Here is a 25,158-nt window from a genome sequence, read left to right on the forward strand (position 1 = left end):
AGGATGTCCGGCGTGGAGACTGACCGGAACGTGCTCGGTGGTGACCTGGAGGAGTGCGGCCTGGACCCGGTGACCGGGTTCTTCCGCGACGGCTGCTGCAGCACCGGGCCCGAGGACCTGGGCAGTCACACCGTCTGCGCGGTGGTGACGGCGGAGTTCCTCGCGCATCAGGCGTCGGTCGGCAACGACCTGAGTACGCCGCGGCCGGAGTACGGGTTCGCCGGGCTGAAGCCGGGGGGACCGGTGGTGTGTGGTCGCCGCGCGGTGGTTGCAGGCGTACCACGACGGCGTCGCGGCTCCCGTCGTACTGGCTGCCACGCACCGGCGGGCGCTGGACACCATCCCGCTCGCGGTGCTGCGGCAGCACGCGGTCGACGTACCACCTGATCTCAGCTCGCTGGAGTGAGACGGCTGCGCAGCGGTTCGGGGGCCTCGAATATGGTTGGCGTATGCAATTCGCGACGTTGAACGAAGGCGTGGTGCCGGGTGTCCCCAGCCTGGACGAGCTGCGGGACCTCAAGCCGCTCCAGCAGCCCGAGTGGCCGGACCCGGTGGCGCTGGAGCAGGTGATCGGCCAGCTGCGCAAGCTGCCGCCGCTGGTCTTCGCCGGTGAGTGCGACGACCTGACCGGCAAGGTCGGGGCGGTCGCGCGCGGTGAGGCGTTCCTGCTCCAGGGCGGAGACTGCGCCGAGACGTTCGACGGCGTGACCGCGGAGAACATCCGGGCCAAGCTCCGGGTGCTGCTGCAGATGTCCGTCGTCCTGCAGTACGCCGCGAGCGTGCCGGTGGTGAAGGTCGGCCGGATCGCCGGCCAGTACGCCAAGCCGCGCAGCTCCGGCGACGAGACCCGCGACGGCGTCACGCTGCCGTCGTACCGGGGTGACGCGGTGAACGGCATCGACTTCACGCCCGAGTCCCGCATCCCCGACCCGCGGCGCCTGCGCGAGGTCTACAACGCGGCCGCCGCGACGCTGAACCTGACCCGCGCGTTCACCACCGGTGGGTACGCCGACCTGCACCAGGTGCACGCCTGGAACACCGACTTCGTCCGCTCCTCGCCGGTCGGGCGCCGCTACGAGCAGCTGGCCTCCGAGATCGAGCGGGCGCTGGCGTTCATGCGTGCCTGCGGTGCGACCGCTGACGAGTTCAAGACCGTCGACTTCTACGCGTCGCACGAAGCGCTGATCCTCGAGTACGAGCACGCGCTGACCCGGATCGACTCGCGCACCGAGCAGCCGTACAACGTGTCCGGGCACCTGCTCTGGGTGGGCGAGCGGACGCGGCAGCTGGACGGCGCGCACGTGGAGTTCCTCGCCACGCTGTCGAACCCGCTGGGCGTGAAGATCGGCCCGACGACGACGCCGGAGTACATCCGCGCCCTGATCGACAAGCTGAACCCGAAGGGCATCGAGGGTCGGCTGACGTTCATCACCCGGATGGGCGCGGGCAAGATCCGCGAGGCGCTGCCGCCGCTGCTGGAGGCGGTCCGCGACCACGGCTCGCCGGTCGCGTGGGTCTGTGACCCGATGCACGGCAACACCTACGAGACGCCGAACGGCTACAAGACCCGCAACTTCGACGACGTGGTCAACGAGGTCCAGGGCTTCTTCGACGCCCACGAGCAGGTCGGGACGTGGCCGGGCGGTCTGCACGTCGAGCTGACCGGCGACGACGTGACCGAGTGTCTCGGCGGCGGCGAGGAGCTGGTCGCGGAGGACCTGGTCAACCGCTACGAGACCGCGTGCGACCCCCGGCTGAACCGGCACCAGTCGCTGGAGCTCGCCTTCCTGGTCGCGGAACGGCTGCGCGGAGCACAGTCTTGATCGATCTTCGGTCCGACACCGTGACGCGGCCGTCGGCGGGGATGCTGGCGGCGATGACGAGCGCGCCGGTCGGGGACGACGTGTACGGCGAGGACCCGACGATCACCGCGCTCGAGGAGCGGGTCGCGGGGTTGCTCGGGCACGAGGCGGCGCTGTTCGTCGTCACCGGCTCGCTGGCGAACATCCTCGGCGTCCGCGCGCTGGTCCCGCCGGGGTCCGAGGTGCTGTGCGAGGCCCGGGCGCACATCGCACGCGCCGAGCTCGGTGCGCACGCGACCGTCAGCGGCGTGACCACGCGGACGTGGAGCACGCCGGACGGCCGGATCGACCTCGGCCAGATCCGCGAGCTGATCGCGCCGGATCTCGGCCCGTACTTCGTCCAGACGGCCGCGGTGTCGGTGGAGAACACGCACAACTTCGGCGGCGGCTGGATCCAGCACTCGTACGACGCGCTGGCGGACCTGCTCGACGAGGCACGGTTGCCGTTGCACCTGGACGGCGCCCGCCTGTGGAACGCGTCGGTCGCGACGGGGGTGCCGCTGTCGGCGTACGGATCGCGCGCCGCGGCCGTCAGCGTCTGCTTGTCGAAGGGTCTCGGTGCACCGGTCGGATCGGTGGTCGCCGGCTCGGCCGAGCTGATCCGGGAAGCGCGCGTCTGGCGCAAGCGCCTCGGCGCCGGCTGGCGCCAAGCGGGCGTGCTCGCCGCCGCCGGTCTGTACGCCATCGACCACAACGTCGAGCGCCTCGCCGAGGACCACGCCAACGCCCGCCGGATCGCCGAGATCCTCGCCGACGCGGCGCCGGGCTCGGTCAAGCCCGACCAGGTCGAGACCAACATCGTCGTCGCCGACCTGGCCGCCACCGGCCACACGGTCGCCGAGGTCGTCGCCGGCGCCGAGCAGGCCGGCGTCCTCGTCGGGGGAGTGGGCGCGACGCAGCTGCGCGTGGTCACCCACTTGGACGCCTCGGCCGACGACTGCCGCCAGGCTGCGGAGACGATCGCGCGCCTGCTGCGCTGAACCGTCAGCGGTTGCCGATCGCCTTCTGCACACACGGCCCGAAGGTGCCGGTCTTCAGGAAGCTCATGCCAAGCGGTCCGTACTGCCGCTTCTCGGCGGTGTCCGGCGGCAGAACGGGACGCCCGATCATCAGGGTGTAGTCCTTGTACTCGGCCGACTTGAACGTGTACGAGATCCCGTTCCTTGGCTGACCGTTGACGGGCGCGGTGATCGCGAAGTGGGTTTCGCCTTCGGGACCGATGCCCTGCGGGGTCCGTTCGCACCGCCAGCCAGGTCGGAGGTAGGCAACCTCGGCCCGCACCCCGGCCTCGGCCAGCCGGCGTTCCAGCCCTTCGGCATCCTCCTCCCGGTAGATCGTGACCGTGATGGCGCCGTCGTCGGCCTTCGTCACCGCGTACGCCGGTGAGGTGGTCTCCCCACCACCCATCAGCGGTACGGCGACCGCGAAGCCGGCCACCAGCGCGCCTCCGGCCGCGAAGGCCACGGCCGGCCGCCGGCGCGACCGCCGTACCGGAGCGGGCTGCCAGGCCTCGTCGAGGGAGTCGACTGGGCCGCCGACGATGCGCTGCAGGTCGGCTTCTGCACGGGGGTCCAGGGTGAGTGGTACTCGGGTCGCGGGGTCGTGAGCGCGGACGGTGTCCAGTCTCGCGGTGCGCTTCATCGTCGGTCTCCTGTGCTTTGAACGACCCCGTCGACGGCAGGCGCCGGCGGGGAGGGCTCGCGGATCCCGGCGGCGGACCTCAGCCGCCGCCGGGCGCGGTGCAGCCGGACTCCGGCCGCGGTGGTGGAGCAGCCGAGCGCGACGGCGAGTTCGCTGCCGGTCAGGCCTTCCCAGGCGTTCAGCAGCAGGACCTGCTGGTCCTGCACGCTGAGTCCGCCCAACGCCACGGTCACATCGGCCAGCGCCTGCGCCGACTCGACCTGTTCCGCCGTCCCGGGCGTCACAGCGTCGGTCGAGGCCTCGGTCGCCAGTCGCCGCAGCGCCAGAAGCTCCCGCCGGTCGCTGCGGTACCGATGGCCCAGCCGGTGAGCCGCGACCCGGTACAACCACGGCAACTCGTACCGCGCCGGAATGTCGTCCCGCCGCCGCCACGCGACCTCGAACACCTCCGAGACCACGTCGCGCGCCGCCTCCACTCCGGCGGACCGGCGGACGGCGTACGCCAGCACGGCCACGTAGTGCGCCCGGTACAACTCCTCGAACGCCCGCTGCTCCCCGCCGCTGATCTGCTCCACACCCTCATATCTCCGCACCGCGCGTTCGCTTACACCTCAACGATCAGTCGCCTTTGGGTCCACCTCGGGGCTGTCCGGTATTCGCCTCGGGTGGCAGGCCCGGGAAGGGCCTCAAGGTAGGGTGGTGCAACGTCGGGTCACAGCGTTCGGGGAGAGCCGTGCGAGAGATCGTCGTGTTCAGCGGTAATGCTCATTCCGGCCTTGCCGAGCAGATCTGCGCCGATCTCGGCGTCGAGCTCTCGCCGGTCGAGATCCACCGCTTCAGCAATGACTGCCTGCAGGTCCAGTTGCAGGTGAACTGCCGCCAGCGTGACGTCTACATCGTCCAGCCGCTGGTGCCGCCGACGCAGGAGCACCTGATGGAGCTGCTGCTGATGATCGACGCGGCCCGCGGTGCCTCGGCGGCGCAGATCACCGCCGTGATGCCGCACTACGCGTACGCGCGGTCGGACAAGAAGGACGCGTCGCGGATCTCGATCGGCGGCCGGCTGGTCGCCGACCTGCTGGTCGCGGCCGGTGCGGACCGGGTGCTGACGATGGCGCTGCACGCGCCGCAGGTGCACGGGTTCTTCTCGGTCCCGGTCGACCACCTGACCGCGATCGGCGTACTGGCCGACCACTTCCGCGGCACCGACCTGACCGACACGGTCGTGGTCAGCCCGGACCTCGGCAACGCGAAGACCGCGACCCAGTTCGCGCGGCTGCTCGGGCTGCCGGTGGCGGCGGGCAGCAAGCAGCGGCTGGCCGACGACCGCGTCGTGATCGACGCGATCGTCGGCGACGTGGCCGGCAAGAAGGCGATCGTGCTGGACGACGAGATCGCCACCGGCGGCTCGATCATCGAACTGCTCGACCGCCTGAAGGACCTCGGCTGCACCCAGGCCGCGGTCGCCTGCACGCACGGCCTGTTCGCCGGCAAGGCGGTCGAACGCCTGCGCTCGCACCCGTCGATCACCGAGGTGATCAGCACCGACACGGTGCCACGCCCGGACGGCTTCCCCGAGCTGCAGGTCAGCTCGGTCTCCAAGCTCTTCGCCGCCGCGATCCAGCGCATCCACGACGGCGAATCGGTGAGCAGTCTGTTCGACGGGGTCGACCCGACGCATGCACCGCCGCAGCCCAAGCTCCCTTTCTAGCTTCCGCGGCAGCCCGGGCTCCCTTCTGCCTTCGCAGCAGCCCGGGCTCCCTTCTGCCTTCGCAGCAGCCCGGGCTCCCTTCTGCCTTCGCAGTAGCCCAAGCTCCCTTCTGCCTTCGCAGTAGCCCAAGCTCCCTTCTAGCCTTCGCATCGGCCCCTTCTAGCTTTCGCAGCAGGCTCGGTGCAGCCACTCCGGCTCGTGCCACCAGTACTCGCTGTCGTGGGCGTGGGCCTGGTCGCGCCGCAGCGGTTGCGGCCCGGCGCTGACTTTCGCGGTCGTCGCGAACGGCTCCAGTAGATCGTCAACAATGTGCAACCGTCCGGCGACCATCACCTGCTGGACGGCGGCCGCGTGTCGAATGTCTGCCAGGGGATTGCCCCGGACGAACGACAGGTCCGCCTGTGCGCCCGGCTGCACGACGGCGAGCTTGTCCTCCAGGTTCAGCCAGCGCGCCGGGTTCCGCGTTGCCGTCGTCAGGGCTTCGTACGGCGTGAAGCCGCCCGCGACCATCGAGCGCAGGTTCGCGTGCAGCGACACCGCGACGTTGTCGAGCGGCGCGTCCGTGCCGGCGATGACCAGTCCGCCGCCGCGATGGATGCGCAGCACCATGTCGACGTTGCCCCGCAACAGTTCGCGCGTGGTCGCTCCGGCCGGGCCCGCCGCGGTGTTCACCTCGGTCTGCAGCGCGGCGTACTCCCACGCCGGGAACAGCGTCGTCGTCCGGCGATCGGTGAGCAGCGACGGATCGTCGACATGCGCCATCGTCGAGTTGAACAGCGTCGGCGTGACCGACAGGCCGGCCCGGGTGAACAGCGTGACCACGTCGGCGTACGCGCGACCGAGCCGGCTGACGGTGTGCGAGTACCCGAGCCGGTTGGTCGCGCCCGTGTGTTCCATCCCGTCCATGCCGAGATGCTCAGCCGGGTAGAGGTAGTGCGACGACAGTTGCAGGCCGAGCTGGTGCACGGCCGCGATCGCCCGGCGCTGGTACTCGATCGGCAGCCGCACGTACGTCTTCACCAGGTCGTACCCGACACCCGCGACCCGGTCGAGCTCGAGTCCGAGCTGCTTCAGCGATACGGTCGGGCGCATGAAGTTGTAGTAGACCCGCGAACCGTCGATCGCCTCACCGGTCGCGAAGTACCGCGGACCGGTCAGCGATCCGTGCGCGAGCGCTTCCCGCGTCTCCTGCATCTGGTACACAGGATCGCCGGGAGAGCGCGTACTCGTGATCCCGTACGACAGCCACAGGTTGCCCTGTCGCGCACCCCAGGCCCGCCCGCGCAGGTGCCAGTGGTTGTGCGCGTCGATGAGCCCGGGCATCACCGTCAGCCCGGACGCGTCGATGTCCGCGCGTCCCCGGTGCGGCCGGACCGCGGCGATCTTCGACCCGTCGAGCACCACGTCGACGTCCTCACGCAGCTCCTGCGCGCGGCCGTCCCACAACGCGCCCGCGTGGATCGTGACGTGCTGGTTCACCTTCGCCCGCCGCCAGGTCAGGTCGAGCCGGATCGTCCGCGGCCGCGGATTGTCAACATTTGTACGACGCAAACGCCCGTTGTTCAGGTAGATCAGCGTCCGATTGTCGACCCACGCCGGTGAGTCGGTGACCTCGCTGGTCACCGCTCGTGGCTTCCCGGTGAAGCGGCCGCGACGATCGACCGGTACGACGTACAGCAGGCTCTCCACGACGAAGGCGAGCCGGCGTCCGTCGGGGGAGAAGACCGGGCCGTCGTCGCCGCGGGTCGCGAGCGAGCGGAACGGCATCGGTTCGACGTACTCGAAGGCGGTGGTTGCGACGTCGACGTACAGGAGCTGGCTCGTGCCCTCGCGGAACCGCTTCGAGAACGGCTTGACCGCGGCGAGCACGATCGTCCGACCGTCGGCCGACCAGCTGACCCGGCCGGGCTGGAACAGGGTGGGCGTCAGTTGACGGACCTGCTGCGAGGCGAGGTCGAGTACCCAGGCGATGCCGTCCTGGTCCTGGTAGGCGATCTGCCGGCCGTCGGGGGAGAACCGCGGCGCGGTCTGGGCCCCGGGCAACGAGGACAGCTTGGTGTCGGTGCCCTGGGCAAGGTCGTGCAGCCAGAGGTCCGCCGTGCCGTCGCGGTCGCTTGCGTAGAGCAACTTGCGGCCGTCGGGCGAGAAGTCGGGATCGGAGTTGAAGTAGCCGTCGGCAACGACCTTCCGGGGAGTCCCGGTGCCGTCGGTCCGGGCCAGCCAGAGCGCGTTCAGAGCGCGGAAGCTCAGCCATCGACCGTCGGGAGAGACGGTCGGGCTTGCAATCCCCTTCACCGCTTGGGGTTTCGTCGACTCGATGTCGGGTCGCTTCGGCCGCGGGCGCTTCGAGGTCACCGGGACGATCGCCGTGAACGGAACCGCCACGGACGAGTCGCCCGAGCGCTTCATCACCTGACCGTCGGCCGTGTAGTAGAGGTCGTTGCCGGCCCACGACGGCGGTACGGCGAAGACGTCCTTCCCGGTGGTCACGGTCGCGTCGCCGATCACCAGGTCGCAGGTCGGGCCGGTCAGGCGAACGTAGGCCATCTGACCGCTCGGCGAGTACGACGGGCCGAACACGGTGTTGCCGGTCTTCGCGGCAACGACGGTCCGCCGTACGCCGGTGGTCAGGTCCAGCTCGACGATCGCGGTGGTGTCGGTCGTGAACGCGATCTTGCGGCCGTCGGGGGAGACGGCCGGTTCGGCTTCCTCGGTCGGGTCGTCGGTGAGCGCGACGATGGCGCCGGTGCGCAGGTCGAGCCGGTGGATGCCGTAGGTCCCGCTGCCGCCGCGGTCGGAGGAGAACACGAGCGCCCGGCCGTCCGGGGTGAAGTGCGGCTCGCGGTGGTCGTACCGGCCGGTCGTGAGCTGGCGGAGTCCGTGACCGTCTGGTCGGATTGTCCACAAATGGAAGTTGCCGTCGCGGTAGGACTGGAAGACGAGCTGCTTCCCGTCCGGCGACCAGCGGGGGCGGGTGGCGTCCTGCAGGTCGTCGGTGAGGCGCGTCGCGCGGCCGCCACCGGCCGGCGTCACCCAGATCGCGGTGACCAGGTCGAACGCCAGCCGGCGGCCGTCCGGGGAGACCGCGACCATCAGGTTCGTGCCTTGGGTCAGCGTGGCCTGGTTGCTGCCGGCGGCGTCTGCGGCCGCGGTGTCCGGCAAGCCGGCCGTCGGGGTGTCGACAATCGACACGGCGGCGGCTTCGGCGATCGGGAGTGAGCCGGCCGCGGCCAGGCCGCCGCTGAGTTGCAGGGCGCGACGGCGGGAGATGCTCCAGGCAGGGGTTTCTTCGGGGTTCACGGGCGGATCCAATCCCTGGGGGCGATGGGACGGAACCGAATCTGCCAGCAGTGTCCATGCCAGTTGAGCCTGTACGACGGTTCGCGCGACGAACGGGTGATTCGTTGCGACGAACGGCCGGGCTCTATCGTCTGCGGCATGAGTTCCCCCGACGATCCGACGCCTCCCGCCGCGCCCCCCGGATCCGGCGAAGCCCCGTCCGCAGCGCAGCCCGGCGCAGACGCAGCTGACGCAGCGGCAACCGGTCGCGGCCCGGCCGGTGAGGCGGCGATCGGTGGTGGTCCAGCTGGCGTAGCGGCGACCGGCGGCGGCCTGGCTGGTGAGGCGGCGACCGGTGGTGGCGCGGGTGGTGGGGCGGTGACCGGTGGTGGTCGGGCGATCAGTCGCGGCCCGGCCGGCGCAGCGGTGACCGACGGCGGGCCGGTCGGTGAGGCGGCGATCGGTGGTGCTCCAGCTGGCGCAGGGGCGACCGGAGGCGACCCGGCCTGTGAGGCGGCGACCGGTGGTGGCGCGGGTGGTCGGGCGATGACTGGTGGTGGTCCGGCCGGTGAGGCAGTGACCGGTGGTGCGGCGGCGACTGGTGGTGGCCTGGTCGTGCCGCCGCGGCTCCGTGGCGCACTCGCCGCCGGTGCCTGTGTGGTGGTCGCCCTGGGCGCGGCTCTGGCTGTCGACAGTCGGCTTGATCGGCACTGGGCCACTCGGGGGATCACGCTGCTGCTCGCGCTCGCCTGCGCGGCGGTGCTGACGGTCGAGAACGGCCGCCGGGCGCGGCGGATCATCGCGGTGGTCGGGCTGCTGATGTTCGGGTTCGTCTTCCCGGTCACGTCGACGACGTGGTCGACTCCGCCGGAGATCGACTTCGCCCTGCGGGTCGCGGACGACGCCCAGGAGGCGGCGGACAAGAGCGCGCAGAGTGTCGTCACCGTCGAGGACGTCAGGCGCGCCGCCGAGGCCCGCGGCGGCGCGGTCGGCTCGCTCGTTACCGACAAGTCGCCCGAAGCACGCGGCTCCACGGCGTACCCGCTGATCATCCGCGCGCATAAGGACCAGGGCCGCCCCTGGGCCTGCCTCACGTTCGAGAACGGCCTCACCGCGAAGGTCCGCGCCTGTTGATCGGTACGCGCTCGCGAGTTCCGGAGCGGCCTGACCGCGAAGGTGCGCGCCTGTTGATCAGTACGTGCTCGCGAGTTCCGGAGCGGCCTCACCGCGAAGGTCCGCCCCTGTTGATCAGTACGCGCTTGCGAGCTCCTCGGCCCGCGCCCACGGATCCCACGTGATCGGTACGCCGTCGAGCTGAGCGGCGACCACCTCGAAACCGGCGTCCCAACCAGCAGAGGCAGGCCCAGCCGCGTCGCGGTCGGCCAGCACGTTGGTGAAGACCAGCCGGCACCCGTCCGCCGTGCCGGTGAGCTCCCAGGTCAGGATCTCGTCCAGCCACTCGTACTCGAGCACGTACGGCGGGTTCCGCCGCAGCATCCGCCCGTTCGGCTTGCGCTCCGGATCGTCGTCCAGGCCGTACGCCGTACGCTGCCGCTCGGTCACCCCGAAGAACAGCTCGCCCTCGACGGCCAGATCCACCACCGCGGGAAACCAGGCGGCCAGCTGCTCCGGGTCGGTCAGGGCCCGCCAGACCTTCTCCGGCGGATGCCCGAACAGCCGGACGAAGCGGATCGCCACCCGTCCGTCCTCGGTCGCGTGCACGGTCCCGCGGTCGGATGCCATGACTGGAATATAACCAGAGAGGCATGTAAGTGCAAGCTGCCGGAACGCGACGCTCCGGCCGGAAGCCTGAGCAGAGATAAGCTGTCCACGACGTGAGAAATCGATTTCCAACCCTCCCCAACGAGCGGCCGGAACCCTAGGCTCGCGGGCATGACTCTTGGGAACCTGGCCGGAATCAGTGCCGTCGCGGACGTGCAGAGCCGCTCGATCAGTGCGGAGAACCCGACCGGCGAGCCCGGTCAGGGCGGGCGCCGGACCGAAGGAACGGGCGCCAACGCGGCCCGCGATCTCGGGCAGGGCTGGAAGGTCTCGCCGTCGATCGAGATCGGCCCGGGCGAGACCGCGACGCTCGCCGACATCGCCGGCAGCGGCAGCATCACCCACATCTGGCTGACGACGCACAGCGACAACTGGCGGCGACTCGTGCTGCGCTCGTACTGGGACGGCGACGACGCGCCCGCGATCGAGGCCCCGGTCGGCGACTTCTTCTGCTCCGGCTGGGGACGCTTCGCGCAGGTCAACTCGCTGCCGGTCGCGGTGAACCCGAACGGCGGCTTCAACTGCTACTGGGAGATGCCGTTCCGCGAGCAGGCGCGCCTGACGATCGAGAACACCTCGGACGAGAAGGTGATTGTCTACTTTCAGATTGACTACTGGCTCGGCCAGGTCGCGGACGGCTCGGCGTACCTGCACACGCAATGGCGCCGCAGCAACCCGCTGCCGGACAAGACCGTGCACACGCTGCTCGACGGCGTCGAGGGGCCGGGCCACTACGTCGGGACGTACGTCGCCTGGGGCGTGAACAGTTCGGGCTGGTGGGGCGAGGGCGAGGTCAAGTTCTACCTCGACGGCGAGGAATGGCCGACAATCTGCGGCACCGGCACGGAGGACTACTTCGGCGGCGCCTGGAACTTCGACCTCGGCCCGGACCGCGGTGGGTACGCCGAGTTCAGTACGCCGTACCTGGGGATGCCGCAGGTGATCCGGCCGGACGGCCAGTACGCGAGCCAGATGCGGTTCGGGATGTACCGCTTCCACCTGCCCGACCCGATCCGCTTCCGCGAGTCGCTGCGCGTCGACGTCCAGGCGCTCGGCTGGCGCTCGGGCGGCCGGTACCTGCCGCTGCAGGACGACATCGCCTCGACCGCGTTCTTCTACTCGACGAAGACCAGCACTGCCCGCCCGGACGCTCCGACCCACGACGTCATGGAGATCTGCTGAACGATCTTCGTGCACGGCTCAGCCGCGATTCGCCCCGATCGTGACTGGCCCGTGCACAAGCTCGCTCTCAGGGATGGGCGAGCGGGCGTTCCAAGGCGGCCACGGTGAGGACAACGAGCGCTGACGTCCAGCCGAGCGGCGCCTCGCCGGCCGGTTGGAGGTCGCGGTTGACCTTCTCCGGCAGGGCTCCGCTCGCTGTGCGGTGGGTGTCGAGCCAGGTCAGGAGTTGCTCGGCCGTCGTCCGGTCGCCGCGGGCGGCGGCGCTGAGGGCGAACAGCGCGGTCTGCGGAGTCCAGGCGACGCCGTCGGCACGCCACTGCTCGCCGGGAGTGACGCCGCCGTTGGGCTGGGTGAGGACGTTCCGCGTCCGGTCGATCGCCTGGTCCAGCTCGGCGTCGGCGGGAGCGAACGGCGGGCCGAGGATCGTGATGATCGCGTCGGCGCCGCCGCCGATGCCGATCTTCATCCCAGGCTCCAGAACACTGACAGCGCGCGCCGGAGTCCGCGGGTAGTCGGGGCCGAAGTGCCGATCTGTTGCCTTGGACAACCGGTCGAACGCGGCCTGCCAGCGCTCGGCCTCGGCCGGGTGATCGAGTGTGCGGGCGATCGCGAGTCCGGCGCGCAGACCGGTGAGCAAGGGCGCGACGGTGCCGAGGGTGACCTCGGACTCCTCGCGTTCCCAGTAGTCGGGAGACGCCGCCGGGAGACCGTCAGGGCCGAGTTCGGCGACGATCTGATCGGCGGACTCCTTCACCATCGGCCAGTACCGGCCGAGGTCTCGGCCGCAGAACCACGTTGCCCACAGCACCCAACCGGAGCCGTCCAGCTGTGGTTCGCGGCCGTCGGCCGGTACGCCGCCGGTCTCGGCGAAGTAGCGCGCTTCCCATCGACCGGCTTTCGGGCGGACCCGGTCGAGGAACGCGAGGATGCGGTCGGCCTCGGCGTACTGGTCGAGCGCGCAGCGCGCCGCGGCGACGAACGACGCGTCGCGCGGCCAGACGAACCGCCAGGGGCCGTTGTTGCCGGCCAGCGTCGCGCCGTTCGGCAGCGTCAGCGCGTCGAGATCGGCCAGCGCGTGCCGCACCAGGTCGGCGTACGGCGTACTGGTGGTGGCTGGGGGCAACGGTCGGCCAGGGATGCCGTCGGCAACGAGTTGCGGCTGTGGATTGCGGTCCAGGTTCGAAATGGTGGCGGAGGCAAGGATCGCGAGCAGCGCGGAGACGACGGCGGCCGGGAACCACCGGACCCGTCGCGCGCTGTTGTCCCGCATCACCGGCCTCCTCCGACTCGTGAGCAACTACTGGCCGAGGTGCTGGACCTCGGCCTCGATCTTTCGGCGTGGAGCGAGTTCGACCAGGTACATCGCCGACATCACCAGCGCGCCGCCGACCAGCATCCGCGCGGTCACGCTCTCCGACCCGAACAGTACGGCGAACGCGGACGCGAACACCGGTTCCATCGTCATCGCGATCGCCGCGCGCGTCGGGGTCAGGTGCGCCTGCGCCCAGGTCTGCACGATCAGCGCGAGCGCCCCCGCGATCAGTGCCATGTAGACGACACGGACCCAGTCGCCGCCGCCGGAGGGCAGCGTGAACCCGCCGGGGATCGCGCCGATCGCGCACACCACGGTGATCACGACCATCTGCAGCGCCGACAGGCCGAACGCGTTCGACGGTGTCGACCAGGCGCCGAGGCCGATGATGTGCAGCGCGTACAGGCCGGCCGATGCCAGTGTCAGCAGTTCGCCGGTCCCGAGGCTGAAGTCGCGCAGCGACAGGACGCCGAGGCCGATCGTCGCCAGTACGACCGCGATCCAGGCCCAGCGGCCGATCTTGTGCCGCAGGATGACCGCGGCCAGCAGCGGCGTGAACACGACGTACATGCCGGTGACGAAGCCGGAGACGCTCGCCGACGTGTGCCGCAGGCCCTCGGTCTGGACCAGCTGCGCGATGCCGTACGTGATGCCGAGGGCGACACCGCGGCCGCGGTCGAGCCGGCTGAGCCGGGCGATCGCCGGGGGATGGACCGCGATCAGTGCGACCGCGGCGATCAGGAAGCGCAGCGCCAGGTAGTCGGCGACGTCCATCCGGTCGAGCAGGTCCTTGGTCAGGAAGAACGTGGATCCCCAGGCAGCGGCCACCGCGAGCAGGGCGATCACGGCGATGCGCGGGTGATTCACGAGCAAAGCTAACCAGACACCTGACAGGGCGACCAAAACGCCGAGGTGGTCTTTGGAGTGAGCCCCGCCCTGTCCGGCCCCGACCGGCCCTGCCCCGTCCCGCCCCGTCTCGCCCGGCCCCACCCGCCCCGCCGGACCCGCCCCGACCGACCCGCCCTGTCCCGTCCCGTCCGACAGGCCGGGCCCGCCCTGTCCTGCCCGACCCGACCCGGCCTGTCCTGTCCCGACCCGCCCGGCCCGCTCCGCCCGACCCGCCCGGCCCGGCCTGTCCTGTCCCGACCCGACCCGACCCGACCCGCCCGGCCCGCTCCGCCCGACCCGCCCGGCCCGACCCGGCCCGGCCCGCTCCGCCCGACCCGGCCCGCTCCGTCCGACCCGGCCCGCTCCGCCCGCCCAGTCCCGCCCGCCCGGTCCTGCCTTGCCCCGCCTGCCCTGCTCACCGGGTGGTGTTGGCTCTTGACAATAGTTAACATTAGGCTGAATTATTGCGTCATGGTGAACGATCAGGTCGACCGGTTCTTCGAAGTACTGGCGGACCCGACCCGGCGGCAGGTGGTGCGGCTGCTGGGTGAGGGACCGCAGCGGGCCGGCAAGTTGGCGACCGCGACCGGCGTCTCGTCACCGGCGATGAGCCGGCACCTGCGGATCCTGCTGTCGGCCGGCCTGGTGACCGACGAGCGGGTCGCCGAGGACGCCCGGGTCCGGGTGTTCCGGCTGCGGCCCGAGCCGGTGGTCGCCGTACAGGCCTGGCTGGATCAGGTGCAGGCGCACTGGCAGGAAAATCTCGGTTCGTTCAAGAAGCACGTCGAGGACAAGGGGACGTTATGACGAAGCAGTCCGCGGCCGCGACCGTCGAGGTCGCCGCCGACCCGGAGACGGCGTTCAAGGTCTTCACCGACGAGATCGACCTGTGGTGGGTGCGCGGGCCGATCAACTTCTTCGACTCCGCCAGGGCGATCGAGATGCGGATCGAACCCGGAGTCGGCGGCCGGATCCTCGAGATCTACCAGGTCGGTGCCGACGCCGCCGTCGAGGACGCGCTCGAGCTCGGCCGGATCACGGTCTGGGAGCCGGGCGTGCGGCTGGGCTACCGCAGTTCCGTCGACGACACCGAGACGACGATCGCCTTCGAGGCGGTCGATGCCGGGACGCGGGTCACCGTCGAGCAGGTCTTGGTGCCGGGTGGCAAGCAGGCCTTCTACATGTGGCCGAACGTGATCGTCTGGCTGCTGACCTGGATCGACCGCCGCGACTCGGCGCCGCGGACGACGCGCGACCTCGACCGGATCAGCATGGCCTTGTACTACGAGGACCCGGCCGCCGCCGCGCGCTGGCTGAGCGACGTCTTCGGCCTCGACTCCTGGGACCGCGTCCCTGCCGAAGGCGAACGCGCTCCCTGGCTGGAGCTGCACCTCGGCAACTCCGCGCTGATCCTGTTCAAGCTGAAGGATCGCGGCGCACCGCGGCTCGACCACGGCCTGTGGGTGTACGTCGACAATCTCGACGCGCACTTCGCCCGCAGTACCGAGCGGGGCGCCAAGATCCTGTCCGAGATCCACCAGCACGGCTACCGCCGGTACGAGGCCCAGGACCTGGAAGGTCATCACTGGACCTTCGCCCAGGCCCGTCCCACGATGGCCTGATGTCGACAATCTACTATCAGGACTCCGGCCGTGGGGACGCCGTTCTCCTCCTGCCCGGGTGGGCGGGCAGCATCGCCGAGTTCGGCTGGTTGCGCGGCGAACTGAGCGAGGGCTTCCGTGTCATCGCCGCCGACCTGCCCGGTTCGGGCCGGTCTCAGCCGCAGCCGCGGGACTACTCGGTCGACTTCTACGCTGAAGACGCTCGGGCCTTCTTCGGCTTGCTGGACGAGCTCGGGATCTCCACCGTTCACCTGGTCGGCTTCAGCGACGGGGGAGAAGTCGCCTTACTGATGGCGGCGCTGTCGCCGCCTCGCGTGCTTTCGGTCGTCACGTGGGGCGCGGCCGGTCGCATCGTCGAGCCGGCCAACGGGCCGACGTTCGACCAGCTGGAGCACCTGATCGACGAGCCTGTGCCCGAACTGCTGCCGCTCGCGGCCTATCTGGTGGAGGCGTACGGCGTCGACAATGCACGAGCGATGGTGAGCAACTGGGCTGCAGCGCTGCGGGGGATCGCGGCGAGGGGTGGAGATGTGGCCAGGGCCCGGGTGGAGAGCATCCGGTGCCCGGCATTGCTGATCGGCGGCAGCGATGACGTGTTCTGCCCGCCGTACCTGGTGAAGGAGATGGCCGACGCGATCGCCGGCGCGCGGTTCGACGAGTTCGAGGGCGCTGGGCACGACCTGCACCGCTCGGCGGCCGGGCGTTTCGGTGCGACCGTGAACGAGTGGCTGAGTCTGCATTAGCCGGGCACGAGTGGCTGCGTTGGAATGTGGAGAGGACCCGGGTGGAGAGCATCCGGTGTCCGGCTTTGCTGATCGGCGGCAGCGATGACGTGTTCTGCCCGCCGTACTTGGTGAAGGAGATGGCCGACGCGATCGCTGGCGCGCGGTTCGACGAGTTCGAGGATGCTGGGCACGACCTGCACCGCTCGGCGGCCGGGCGTTTCGGTGCGACTGTGAACGAGTGGCTGAGTCTGCATTAGCCAGGCGCGAGCGGCTGAGTGTGGCTGCAACGGGGACGTGCGTGGGTGACCGGGGCTGCTGGCTGCCCGGCCGGGGGTGGTTGCTGGACAGTGCCGGGGGCTGTGCGGGAGCGTGCGTCGGTGACCAGGGGGTGCTTAGCCGCCCCGGGCGGCGGTGGTCGCCCGGGGCGGTGCCGGGGGGGTGCACGGGAGTGCGTGGGTGACGACCGGGTGGGTTTGTGCTGGAGTGCGCGCGAGCGTGTGGCTGAGTGGGCTGCACGGGAGCGTGCGTGGGTGACCGGTGGCTGCTGAGCCGGCCCGCCGGGGTGGTCGCTTTGGATGGTCCCGGGGGCTGGACGGGAGCGGGTGTGGGTGACGGCCGGGTGGGTCTGCGCTGGAGCGCGCGAGCGACTGGCTGAGTGGGGCTGCACGGGAGCGGTGGGTGACCGGGGCATGCTGAGCTGCCTCCGGGCGCGGCGGTGGTCGCCTGGACGGTGCCGAGGGCTGGACGGGTATGCGTGGGTTGCGGCCGGGTGGGTTTGTGCTGGAGTGCGCGCGAGCGAGTGGCTGAGTCCGCGGTCGAGCGATTGTGAACAATTGGCTGGGTCTGTGTTGGACGTGACCTGCGTCATGAAATGTCACAGGGGCTGAGCGGTTGGTGTCTTGAGGCCGAACCCACCAGGGAACGGAGACGAGACGATGATCAAGAAGATCGAGGCCGTGGTGATCGGTGGCGGGTACGCCGGAGTGATGGCGGCCAACCGGTTGACCAAGCGGGCTGACGTGGCGGTGACGTTGATCAACCCGCGGGCGACCTTCGTCGAGCGGATCCGGCTGCACCAGTTGGTCGGTGGGTCGGACGACGCGGTGGTGGAGTACGACCACGTGCTGGCCGACGGGGTGCGACTGGTGGTCGATGCTGCGGATCGGATCGACGCGGCCGAGCGCACGGTGACGCTGGTGTCGGGGACGACTGTCTCCTATGACTACCTGGTGTACGCCGTCGGCAGCGGGACGGATGTCGAGCAGGTGCCTGGGCTCGAGTTCGCGTATCCGCTCAACTCCCTGGAGGAAGCTGAGCGGTTGCGGTCGATTGTCGACAATGCCGAGGCGGTGACTGTGGTTGGCGCCGGGCCAGCCGGGATCGAGACCGCGGCCGAGCTGGCCGAGGCGGGACACCAGGTGACGCTGGTGTGCGGTGGGGTGCTCGGGCCGTACCTGCATGCGAGCGGCCGCCGTACCGTCGCTGCGCGGCTCGACAAGCTCGGCGTGAACATTGTCGACGGTCCCGGTACGACGGTCGCGGCCGTGACACGTGATGTCGTCCAGCTCGCTGACGGGCGGGAGCTGCCGAGTGACCTGACGATCTGGACCGCCGGGTTCGGCGTACCGGATCTGGCCGTGCGCAGCGGGCTCACCACCGACGCGCTGGGTCGCTTGCTCACCGACGAGACACTGACGAGTGTCGACAATGAGCGGATCGTCGCGGCCGGGGACTCCGCGGCGCCGTCGGACCTGCCGTTCCGGATGGGCTGCCAGTCGGCCGTTCAGCTCGGCCCGCAGGCCGCCGAGACTGTGCTCAGCCGGATCGCGGGCAAGAAGCCGGTGGACGCCGGCGTTGGGTTCGCTGGGCAATGCATCAGCCTCGGGCGGGACATCGGGATCTTCCAGTTCGCGCACCGCAACGATGTTGCGATCAGCCTGCACCTGCGCGGCCGGTTCGGCGCGCTGGTCAAGGAGATGATCTGCAAGAGCACCGTCTGGCAGCTCCGGACCGAGGGGCGCCGGCCCGGTGTGATGAAGTGGTGGATGAAGGACGGCAAGCGCCCGCAGCTGGTGCGCGGCGCGCGCGACGCTCGCGACGTGCGTGACGCCTGCGGCGTGGGCGACGTCGGCGACGTCGGCGGTGTGCGCGGCGCTGGCGATGTGGGCGGAGTGCGTGACATGCGCGGTGTGGGTGGCGGGGAAGGTGTGGGCCGCGTGGGCGGTGTGCGCGGCGCTGGCGATGTGGGCAGTGTGCGTGACCTGGGCGGTGTGGGTGGCGCGGAAGGTGTGCGCGGTGTGCGCGGTGCGGGAGGTGTGCGGGACGTGGGGGATGTGCGTGAAGTCAGCCAGGCGTGAGAGGGAGAGATCGATGACCGATCCGGCCACCGAGAGTTTTGTTGCTCATCGCAACCTGCTCTTCACCGTCGCGTATGAGATGCTCGGCTCGGCGGCCGATGCCGAGGACGTGCTGCAGGAGACGTGGTTGCGCTGGGTCGGTGTCGAGCTGGAGCAGGTGCGTGACGAGCGCGCCTACCTGGTGCGGATCACCACTCGGCAGGCGCTCAACCGGCTGCGCACGATGAAGCGTCGCAAGGAGGCGTACGTCGGCCCGTGGTTGCCTGAACCGTTGCTGACGGCACCTGATGTCGCGGAGGACGTCGAGCTGGCCGAAAGCTTGTCGATGGCGCTGATGCTCGTGCTGGAGACGCTTGGGCCGACCGAGCGGGCGGTGTTCGTGCTGCGCGAGGTGTTCGGCGTCGGGTACGACGAGATCGCGGAGGCTGTCGACAAGACGCCTGAGGCGGTCCGTCAGATCGCGCACCGCGCTCGTAAGCACGTCGACGCCCGGCGTCCGCGCGAAGCGGTCTCGGCGAGCCAGACCCGGCTGGTGCTGGAGAAGTTCCAGCGCGCGATCGACACCGGCGACCTGCAGAGTTTGCTCGACGTGATGGCGCCGGACATCGTCCTGATCGGCGACGGTGGCGGCGTTAAGCAGGCCGCGCTCCGGCCGATTGTCGGCGCCGATCGGGTGATTCGGATGGTCACCGGGGGTCTGGGCAAGGTCGACGCCAAGCTCAGCCTCACCCCGACCGTGATCAACGGCAACCCGGCCCTGCTGGCCCGGCTCGACGACGAGCTGGACGGCGTGATGGTGTTCCGGATCGAGGACGCACTGGTCACCGGTCTGTACTACGTGCGCAACCCCGAGAAGCTGTCCCGCCTCGACGCCGAGACGACGCTCACGCTGCGCTGAACAGCACGAAACGGGCGTCGGTGGGGTGAGGGAGTAGTAGTCGGAGCCGACGCCGAACGGGCGTCGGTGGGGTGAGGGAGTAGCAGTCGGAGCCGACGCCGAACGGGCGTCGGCGGGGTGAGGGAGTAGCAGTCGGAGCCGACGCCGAACGGGCGTCGGCGGGGCGCGGCCACTCAGACGATCGTCACGATGATCGTCGTACCGGGCTGGGCCTGCTTGCCCGCGGCGGGGTTCTGGCCGGCGACCAGGTTCAAACCCAGGTGGAACGGCGCCTGCTCGACCTTCACCTTGAAGCCGGCCTCGGTGAGGATCTTCTGGGCGTCGGCCAGGCCCTTGCGGCGGACGTTGGGGACCTCGACCAGCGGTGGGCCCTTGGAGACGACGACCTGGACCTTGTCCTTGGCGAACAGGGTGCCGTTGTTCGGGGTCTGCGACACCACCGATCCGGCCGGCACCTTCGGGTCGTAGGCGTCGGTGCGCTCGACCACGAAACCGGCCTTGCGCAGTGACCGGTTGGCGCTCTGGAACGGCTTGCCGGTCAGGTCGGGCACGGTGATCGGGCGCTTGCCGAGGCTGACCCACAGGTTGACGGTGTTTCCGGGCTTCATCACCGTGTTGAGCTTCGGCGTGAAGGTGATCACCTTGCCGGCCGCCACGGTCTCGTTGTACGTCGTGGTGACTTTGCCGGTGACGAGACGGATCGCGTCCAGCGCGAGCTTCGCCGCCTCCTGGTCGAGCCCCTTCAACTGCGGAACGCGGTACCGCTCGGGGCCCTTGGAGACGGTCAGGCCGACCTCGCCCTCCTTGCGGATCCGGTCGCCGGGCGCGGGGCTCGTCCCCATCACCTGGCCGCGCGGCACGTCCTCGGAGAAGTCCTGGTTGGCGATCGTCGTCTTCAGCCCGGCCTCGCCGGCCCTGGCCGACGCGTCCGCGGCGCTGAGGTTCAGCAGGAGCGGCGTCTCGGTGTAGCGGTGGATGCCGTAGTACCAGCCCGCCGTTCCGACGCCGATCGCGAGCGCCAGTACGGCGATCAGCGCGATCAGGCCGCGGCCCTTGCGCGGCCCGGCCTGGCCGACCCGCGACGAGGGCGCGGGATCGCGCGGTACGATCATCGTGTCGTTGTGCCGAGGCTCGGGTCGCCGCTGGTACTCGTGACGCCGGCCGTTGGTGGGTTCGAGCCGCCGTACGGGGGTGTGCTCGACGTACCCGCTGCCGCGCGTGTAGCCGTCGTCGTCCCACTCGGTCTCCTGGCGCATGGCCTGCAGCGGCACGGTCAGGTCGCCGGTCAGCTCGGGGTCGTCCGGCAGCCCTTCCTCCAGCGCGCTGCGCACGCGGCGGACCTGGCGGCTGAGCACACGCGCGTCGGCCGGACGTAGGTCGCGGTCGCGGGCCGTGGCCCGCTGGACCAGCGCGTCGACGTACGGCGGAATGCTCGGCTCGAGCAGCGACGGCGCCGGTACGTCGGCGTGGACGTGCGCGTACGCGACCTGGATCGGGGTCTCGCCGGTGTGCGGCTTGGCGCCGGTGAGCAGCTCGTACAGCAGGATGCCGGAGGAGTAGACGTCCGAGCGGGCGTCGGCGCTGCCGTCGGTGACGAGCTCGGGCGCGAGGTAGGAGACCGTGCCCATCAGCAGGCCCTGCGTCGCGGTCTGGCCGGTCGTGGTGACCGCGCGGGCCAGGCCGAAGTCGGCGACCTTGACCGTGCCGTCGTGCGAGATCAGCACGTTCTCGGGCTTGATGTCGCGGTGCACGATGCCGGCGTCGTGGGCCGCGGACAGCGCGGACAGCACCGGCATCAGCAGGTCGAGCGCCCGCGCGGGGGACAGCGGGCCGTGCTCGCGGATGACGTCGCGCAGCGTGCGGCCCGGGACGTACTCCATCGCGAGGAACAGCGTCCCGTCGTCCTCGCCCTGGTCGAAGACGGCGACGACGTTCGGGTGCGAGAGCTTCGCGGCGGCCCGCGCCTCGGCGACGAACCGGCGGCCGAACTCGGCGTCGTCGCCCATCCCGAGGTGCATCACCTTGAGCGCGACGACCCGGTCCAGCCGCATGTCGAGGGCCTCGTAGACGGTCGCCATCCCGCCCTTGGCCACGCGCGCACCGACCCGGTACCGCCCGTCGAGCACCCGCCCGACCAGGCGGTCGCCGACCTGGGTGTCTACGTCGTCCGTCACGTGCGGTGAGCCGCCTCTCGATGCCTGTCTGCCTAGTGCCCCATGTCGGTGATTCTCTGGCGCTTGCGGCGCCCAGGCACGCACCTCGCGGCACTGGCCGAGCATCCACGATGCTTCGCATCGAGGAAGCCCGTCCAGCACCACGATGCACGCACCTGACCACCGCAATCACTCAGACAATCACCGACATGGGGCACTTGAGAGTGTAAATAAGTGGTCCCGGCGAGGCTTTACCGCCGCGCCGGGACCGTCGTTCGGCACCGTCCGGAGCCGTCACTCCGCTGCCTGGGTCAGGCCGGGTTCCAGCCGCTCTCGAGGCGGGCCTTGATCTGCAGGACGCTCTTCACGTATTGCTTCGTGTCGGCGTACATACCGTTACGCCGGACGCCGCCGAGACCCTGGTAGTAGCCGGCGACGGCGATGTCGAGCTTGGCCGCGCCGGTGAGCATCTCCAGCAGGACGACGCCCGCGGTGATGTTGTCCTTGGGCTTGAGCAGGTCGAGCTTGCGGCCGACGACGCCGGAGGAGTACCGCCCGGTCGACGGGATCACCTGCATCGCGCCGATCGCGTTGGCCGGCGAGACGACCCGCTGCTTCCAGCCCGACTCCTGCCAGGAGATCGCCAGCGCGAGCTCCGGGTCGACGCCGTACCGCTTCGAGGTGCTGATGATCGTCGACCGGATCTGGGCGCGGTTGGGCAGCTTGCGCTTCCTCAGCGTCGCGCGGTTCTTGTCCGCGGCGTCGACCACGTGGTCGGCGTACTTGCGGCCGGCGAAGGTGTCGTTGCGCTTCTTCTTCGACGCTGTTGCCTTCGGCACCGGAACCGGGACCAGGATCGCCTTGCCGACGAAGATCTTGTCGCTGCGCTTCAGCGCGTTCACCGACAGCAGGTACGCCTGGCTGACGTGGTACCGCCGCGCGATGCCGCCGATCGTGTCGCCGGGCTTCACGACGTACTTGATCCGGCCGCGGCCCGCCGGCGTTGCCGCCGGCCCCTGCTTCTTGGGCTGGCCGGGCAGCTGCAGGACCTCACCGGCGTAGATCGCGTTGCCGTTGCCGGGCAGCTCGTTCAGGGCGACCAGCGTCTTGACGGTCGTCCCGTGCCGGGCCGCGATGTGACTCAGCGTGTCGCCCTGCTTGACCTTGTACTGGCCGAGGCCGGGCGACCCGGCGGTGATCACGCCGGCCGCGATCAGCGGGACCGCGATCCCGGTGAGCACCTTGACGACGGTACGCCGCCGGTTACGCGGTTCGGGCTGGACGTCGTTCTCGGGCTCCGGCGCCGTTGCGCTCGTGTTCGTCATCATCCATCTCCCCGTGTCAACGTCCCTTGACCGTAAGTGGTGGTACTGATGTGACAACAGGGACGGACGGGGCACGGGTTACGGCTGTTACGCAATGTTTACAGTTGACGCCTGAACTACATGGATGTGGTTCACAACCGACGCGCCCGTTGGGGTTTACGCCCAGGACGGTGCCACCGGCAACTGGTGCCGAAGGCATCGACCTCGGAACGGCGAACTACAGCGCGGCGCGGCCGTCCAACGGCGACGAGGCCTGGGCCGCGTGGTAGCGGCGGGGGATCCGTCCGGCCAGCAACGCGTTCCGTCCGGCGGTCACCGCGTCGCGCATCGCGGCAGCCATCAGGGCCGGCCGCTCGGCGCGGGTGACAGCCGTCGCCAGTAACACTGCGTCACAACCGAGCTCCATCGCGAGCGCGGCGTCGGACGCCGTACCGATGCCCGCGTCCAGGACGATCGGAACGTTGGCGGCCTCGACGATCATGCTGATGTTGTGCGGGTTGCGGATCCCGAGACCGGTGCCGATCGGTGCACCGAGCGGCATCACCGCGGCGCAGCCGACCTGCTCCAGCCGGCGGGCCAGGATCGGGTCGTCGTTGGTGTAGGCAAGGACCTGGAACCCGTCCGCCGCAAGGGTTTCCGCGGCGTCCAGCAGTTCGACCGGGTCCGGCAGCAACGTGTGGTCGTCGGCAACGACCTCCAGCTTCACGAGATCGGTCTCCAGCGCTTCGCGCGCGAGACGCGCGGTGAGCACGGCCTCACCCGCGGTGAAACAGCCCGCGGTGTTGGGCAGTACGGCGATGTCGTGCTTGCGCAGTACGTCGAGGACGGACCCCTGCTGGCTCGGGTCGAGCCGCCGCAGTGCGACGGTGGTCAACTGCGTGCCGGAAGCGATCAACGCCTCTTCCAGCACCTCGAGGCTGGGCGCTCCGCCGGTGCCCATCACCAAGCGGGACGTGTACTCACGACCCGCAATCACCAAGCTGTCGTCGCTCATGGTTCCTCCTCAACCGCCTTGAACCGCGGTGACGATCTCCACCCGGTCGCCTTCGGTCAACGTCGTCCCGGACCAGTTGGTCTTGGTGACCACCGCTTCGTTGACCGCCACCGCGACTCCGATCGGGCTGCGGGCCCACCGGTCCACCACGTCGGCGACGGTCGCCCCGGCGTCGATCTGCTCGGCGGAGCCGTTCACCAGCACGTTCATGACCTCACTCACCCCATCACCTTAGGTACTGCGCCGGCGCTGCCGTGCGCCCGGTCACCCCGTGAGAAGCGGTCGGCGAGGAACGGCTCCGCCAGCTTCGGCAGTACGCCGGTCCGCACGGTCTCGGCGATCACCTGCGCGGTGATCGGCGTCAGCAGTACGCCGTTGCGGTAGTGGCCGGTCGCCCACAACAGTCCGTCGAGCCCGGACGCGCCCAGCACAGGGGCGTTGTCCGGAGTCGCGGGCCTCAACCCGGCGACGGTTTCCACCAGTTCCAGCTCGTCCGTGATCGGCAGGACCATCCGGGCGTCGCGCAGGAGTGTGAACACGCCGCCCGCCAGGACTCTGGTGTCGTAGCCGAGCTCGGACGTCGTCGCGCCGACCACCAGTTCGCCGTCGGGGCGGGGGACGAGGTAGACCGAGAAGCCGCGGGCCGTCGCTCGTACGGTGTGCTGCAGCGCGGGCCGGTACGCCTTGGGGACGCGCAGGCGGAGGATCTCGCCCTTGAGTGGCCGGACCGGTGGGCGTAGCTCGTCGGGGATGCCGTTGAGCTGGGCGGTCCAGGGGCCTGCGGCGGCGATGATGTGCTCGGCGTGGATGGTGTCACCGTTGTCCAGCTCGACGCCGACGGCTTTGCTGCCGTCGATCAAGATCCGGCTGACTGATTGTTTGATGAGGGTCACGCCGGACAACTCGACCGCCCGCAGCAGCGCGGCGACGGTCTGTCGATTGTTGACAGAGTGGTCGCCCGGGACCCAGACCCCGGCGGTGACGCCCGCGGCGAGCAGAGGCTCGCGCTTGCGGGTCTCGCGGCCGGTGAGTTCCTCCACCTCGAGACCGAGGCGGCGCTGGTACTCCGCGAGGCGACGGATCGCGGCCGCGTCGTCGGCGTCGTACGCGACCGAGAGCGTGCCGGTCCGGTGCAGTCCGGCCGGGAGACCGGTCAGGGCCTCCAGCTCCTCCGCGAACGACGGCCAGGCGGCGTTCCCGGCCAGGTTGAGTGCGAGCAGGTCGTCCTCGCCGTACTCGACCTCGGTGACCGGGGCGAGCATGCCGGCTGCGACCGAAGATGTCCGAATGCCGGGTGTCGGGTCACATACCGTCACCTGGATACCGTCTGCAGCCAGTCGCCAGGCGGTGGACAAACCGATCAGTCCGCCGCCGATCACCACGACCCCGGACCTCGACTCCGTCATGAGCTAACAGTACGACGGTAT

Annotated in this window: 23 protein-coding genes and 1 pseudogene; 13 read left to right on the forward strand and 11 right to left on the reverse strand. The window is 70.2% G+C overall.

The genetic code is table 11. The annotated features are described in order from the left end of the window. Positions 1–3: 3 nt before the first annotated feature. The 4 genes and pseudogenes from HDA39_RS43040 to HDA39_RS04830 all read left to right on the forward strand — a co-directional run. Positions 4–171: pseudogene (locus tag HDA39_RS43040) on the forward strand (DUF2237 family protein); the annotation flags it as partial. A gap of 79 nt (positions 172–250) precedes the next feature. Continuing rightward, a complete protein-coding gene (locus tag HDA39_RS43045) occupies positions 251–406 on the forward strand; it encodes a DUF2237 family protein (RefSeq protein WP_337925632.1) in 156 nt (51 codons plus the stop codon). Positions 407–449: 43 nt separating this feature from the next. Then, a complete protein-coding gene (locus HDA39_RS04825; RefSeq protein WP_184794028.1) occupies positions 450–1,823 on the forward strand; it encodes a class II 3-deoxy-7-phosphoheptulonate synthase in 1,374 nt (457 codons plus the stop codon). Next, positions 1,820–2,842, forward strand: coding sequence for a threonine aldolase family protein (locus HDA39_RS04830; RefSeq protein ID WP_184794029.1), 1,023 nt, complete (start codon positions 1,820–1,822; stop codon positions 2,840–2,842). Before HDA39_RS04825 ends, HDA39_RS04830 begins: the two co-directional genes overlap by 4 nt. 4 nt (positions 2,843–2,846) lie before the next feature. Here HDA39_RS04830 and HDA39_RS04835 read toward each other — a convergent pair whose 3' ends face one another. Next, positions 2,847–3,503, reverse strand: a complete 657-nt coding sequence (locus HDA39_RS04835) for a hypothetical protein (RefSeq protein WP_184794030.1) — start codon at positions 3,501–3,503, stop codon at positions 2,847–2,849. Next, positions 3,500–4,078, reverse strand: coding sequence for a sigma-70 family RNA polymerase sigma factor (locus HDA39_RS04840; RefSeq protein ID WP_184794031.1), 579 nt, complete (start codon positions 4,076–4,078; stop codon positions 3,500–3,502). Before HDA39_RS04840 ends, HDA39_RS04835 begins: the two co-directional genes overlap by 4 nt. A gap of 158 nt (positions 4,079–4,236) precedes the next feature. Between HDA39_RS04840 and HDA39_RS04845 the strand changes: the two genes are divergently transcribed. After that, positions 4,237–5,214 (forward strand): ribose-phosphate diphosphokinase, encoded by a 978-nt coding sequence (locus HDA39_RS04845; protein ID WP_184794032.1) that lies wholly within the window; start codon positions 4,237–4,239, stop codon positions 5,212–5,214. A 159-nt stretch (positions 5,215–5,373) separates the two neighbouring features. Here HDA39_RS04845 and HDA39_RS04850 read toward each other — a convergent pair whose 3' ends face one another. Beyond that, a complete protein-coding gene (locus HDA39_RS04850; protein WP_184794033.1) occupies positions 5,374–8,514 on the reverse strand; it encodes a DPP IV N-terminal domain-containing protein in 3,141 nt (1,046 codons plus the stop codon). Positions 8,515–8,652: 138 nt separating this feature from the next. Here HDA39_RS04850 and HDA39_RS42115 point away from each other — a divergent pair, with 138 nt between their 5' ends. After that, positions 8,653–9,627, forward strand: coding sequence for a hypothetical protein (locus HDA39_RS42115; protein ID WP_238357367.1), 975 nt, complete (start codon positions 8,653–8,655; stop codon positions 9,625–9,627). 114 nt (positions 9,628–9,741) lie between these two features. Here the strand turns inward: HDA39_RS42115 and HDA39_RS04860 are convergent, their stop codons facing one another. Next, on the reverse strand, positions 9,742–10,236 hold the full coding sequence (locus tag HDA39_RS04860) for an SRPBCC domain-containing protein (RefSeq protein WP_184794034.1): 495 nt from the start codon (positions 10,234–10,236) through the stop codon (positions 9,742–9,744). Between the two features lie 150 nt (positions 10,237–10,386). Here HDA39_RS04860 and HDA39_RS04865 point away from each other — a divergent pair, with 150 nt between their 5' ends. Next, positions 10,387–11,457: a glycoside hydrolase family 172 protein gene (locus HDA39_RS04865; protein ID WP_184794035.1), complete on the forward strand. Its 1,071-nt coding sequence runs from the start codon at positions 10,387–10,389 to the stop codon at positions 11,455–11,457. A gap of 67 nt (positions 11,458–11,524) precedes the next feature. Here HDA39_RS04865 and HDA39_RS04870 read toward each other — a convergent pair whose 3' ends face one another. Both HDA39_RS04870 and HDA39_RS04875 read right to left on the reverse strand, forming a co-directional pair. Beyond that, on the reverse strand, positions 11,525–12,727 hold the full coding sequence (locus HDA39_RS04870) for a glycoside hydrolase family 15 protein (protein WP_184794036.1): 1,203 nt from the start codon (positions 12,725–12,727) through the stop codon (positions 11,525–11,527). A 27-nt stretch (positions 12,728–12,754) separates the two neighbouring features. Then, positions 12,755–13,636: an EamA family transporter gene (locus HDA39_RS04875; RefSeq protein WP_184794037.1), complete on the reverse strand. Its 882-nt coding sequence runs from the start codon at positions 13,634–13,636 to the stop codon at positions 12,755–12,757. 492 nt (positions 13,637–14,128) lie between these two features. On the opposite strand from HDA39_RS04875, the gene HDA39_RS04880 reads away from it, so the two are divergent. The 6 genes from HDA39_RS04880 to HDA39_RS04905 all read left to right on the forward strand — a co-directional run bounded on the left by HDA39_RS04880 (position 14,129) and on the right by HDA39_RS04905 (position 19,259). After that, positions 14,129–14,464 (forward strand): ArsR/SmtB family transcription factor, encoded by a 336-nt coding sequence (locus HDA39_RS04880; RefSeq protein WP_184794038.1) that lies wholly within the window; start codon positions 14,129–14,131, stop codon positions 14,462–14,464. Then, on the forward strand, positions 14,461–15,279 hold the full coding sequence (locus HDA39_RS04885; RefSeq protein ID WP_184794039.1) for a VOC family protein: 819 nt from the start codon (positions 14,461–14,463) through the stop codon (positions 15,277–15,279). The genes HDA39_RS04880 and HDA39_RS04885 overlap by 4 nt, the downstream gene beginning before the upstream one ends. Beyond that, positions 15,279–16,022: an alpha/beta fold hydrolase gene (locus HDA39_RS04890; RefSeq protein ID WP_202892874.1), complete on the forward strand. Its 744-nt coding sequence runs from the start codon at positions 15,279–15,281 to the stop codon at positions 16,020–16,022. Before HDA39_RS04885 ends, HDA39_RS04890 begins: the two co-directional genes overlap by 1 nt. A gap of 41 nt (positions 16,023–16,063) precedes the next feature. Next, the gene (locus HDA39_RS04895; RefSeq protein WP_184794040.1) at positions 16,064–16,261 is read left to right on the forward strand and encodes an alpha/beta hydrolase; all 198 of its coding nucleotides are present in this window, start codon (positions 16,064–16,066) and stop codon (positions 16,259–16,261) included. A 678-nt stretch (positions 16,262–16,939) separates the two neighbouring features. Then, a complete protein-coding gene (locus tag HDA39_RS04900) occupies positions 16,940–18,361 on the forward strand; it encodes an NAD(P)/FAD-dependent oxidoreductase (protein WP_184794041.1) in 1,422 nt (473 codons plus the stop codon). Positions 18,362–18,374: 13 nt separating this feature from the next. Beyond that, entirely contained in the window at positions 18,375–19,259 is an 885-nt protein-coding gene (locus tag HDA39_RS04905; RefSeq protein WP_184794042.1) for an RNA polymerase sigma-70 factor, read from the forward strand. Between the two features lie 173 nt (positions 19,260–19,432). On the opposite strand, the gene pknB is transcribed toward HDA39_RS04905, so the two are convergent. The 5 genes from pknB to thiO all read right to left on the reverse strand — a co-directional run bounded on the left by pknB (position 19,433) and on the right by thiO (position 25,137). After that, complete coding sequence (gene pknB, locus HDA39_RS04910; protein WP_184794043.1) at positions 19,433–21,433, reverse strand: Stk1 family PASTA domain-containing Ser/Thr kinase; 2,001 nt, start codon at positions 21,431–21,433, stop codon at positions 19,433–19,435. A 290-nt stretch (positions 21,434–21,723) separates the two neighbouring features. Beyond that, a complete protein-coding gene (locus HDA39_RS04915) occupies positions 21,724–22,737 on the reverse strand; it encodes a LysM peptidoglycan-binding domain-containing protein (RefSeq protein ID WP_238355978.1) in 1,014 nt (337 codons plus the stop codon). 217 nt (positions 22,738–22,954) lie between these two features. After that, complete coding sequence (locus HDA39_RS04920; RefSeq protein ID WP_184794045.1) at positions 22,955–23,731, reverse strand: thiazole synthase; 777 nt, start codon at positions 23,729–23,731, stop codon at positions 22,955–22,957. 9 nt (positions 23,732–23,740) lie between these two features. Then, positions 23,741–23,953, reverse strand: a complete 213-nt coding sequence (gene thiS / locus HDA39_RS04925) for a sulfur carrier protein ThiS (RefSeq protein ID WP_337925633.1) — start codon at positions 23,951–23,953, stop codon at positions 23,741–23,743. Beyond that, the gene (gene thiO / locus HDA39_RS04930; RefSeq protein WP_184794046.1) at positions 23,950–25,137 is read right to left on the reverse strand and encodes a glycine oxidase ThiO; all 1,188 of its coding nucleotides are present in this window, start codon (positions 25,135–25,137) and stop codon (positions 23,950–23,952) included. The genes thiS and thiO overlap by 4 nt, the downstream gene beginning before the upstream one ends. Between the last annotated feature and the right edge of the window lie 21 nt (positions 25,138–25,158).

This window comes from Kribbella italica (assembly GCF_014205135.1).
In the GTDB taxonomy this organism is placed as follows: Bacteria; Actinomycetota; Actinomycetes; order Propionibacteriales; family Kribbellaceae; genus Kribbella; species Kribbella italica.

Bases quoted from the DNA above. Each gene is read 5' to 3' on its own strand.
- HDA39_RS04885 (WP_184794039.1), top strand. From the start codon at position 14,461: ATGACGAAGCAGTCCGCGGCCGCGACCGTCGAGGTCGCCGCCGACCCG.
- HDA39_RS04900 (WP_184794041.1), top strand. From the start codon at position 16,940: ATGATCAAGAAGATCGAGGCCGTGGTGATCGGTGGCGGGTACGCCGGA.
- HDA39_RS04890 (WP_202892874.1), top strand. From the start codon at position 15,279: ATGTCGACAATCTACTATCAGGACTCCGGCCGTGGGGACGCCGTTCTC.
- HDA39_RS04835 (WP_184794030.1), bottom strand. From the start codon at position 3,503: ATGAAGCGCACCGCGAGACTGGACACCGTCCGCGCTCACGACCCCGCG.
- thiO (WP_184794046.1), bottom strand. From the start codon at position 25,137: ATGACGGAGTCGAGGTCCGGGGTCGTGGTGATCGGCGGCGGACTGATC.
- HDA39_RS04920 (WP_184794045.1), bottom strand. From the start codon at position 23,731: ATGAGCGACGACAGCTTGGTGATTGCGGGTCGTGAGTACACGTCCCGC.
- HDA39_RS04915 (WP_238355978.1), bottom strand. From the start codon at position 22,737: ATGACGAACACGAGCGCAACGGCGCCGGAGCCCGAGAACGACGTCCAG.
- HDA39_RS42115 (WP_238357367.1), top strand. From the start codon at position 8,653: ATGAGTTCCCCCGACGATCCGACGCCTCCCGCCGCGCCCCCCGGATCC.
- HDA39_RS04825 (WP_184794028.1), top strand. From the start codon at position 450: ATGCAATTCGCGACGTTGAACGAAGGCGTGGTGCCGGGTGTCCCCAGC.
- HDA39_RS04865 (WP_184794035.1), top strand. From the start codon at position 10,387: ATGACTCTTGGGAACCTGGCCGGAATCAGTGCCGTCGCGGACGTGCAG.
- HDA39_RS04870 (WP_184794036.1), bottom strand. From the start codon at position 12,727: ATGCGGGACAACAGCGCGCGACGGGTCCGGTGGTTCCCGGCCGCCGTC.
- HDA39_RS04880 (WP_184794038.1), top strand. From the start codon at position 14,129: ATGGTGAACGATCAGGTCGACCGGTTCTTCGAAGTACTGGCGGACCCG.
- HDA39_RS04860 (WP_184794034.1), bottom strand. From the start codon at position 10,236: ATGGCATCCGACCGCGGGACCGTGCACGCGACCGAGGACGGACGGGTG.
- HDA39_RS04905 (WP_184794042.1), top strand. From the start codon at position 18,375: ATGACCGATCCGGCCACCGAGAGTTTTGTTGCTCATCGCAACCTGCTC.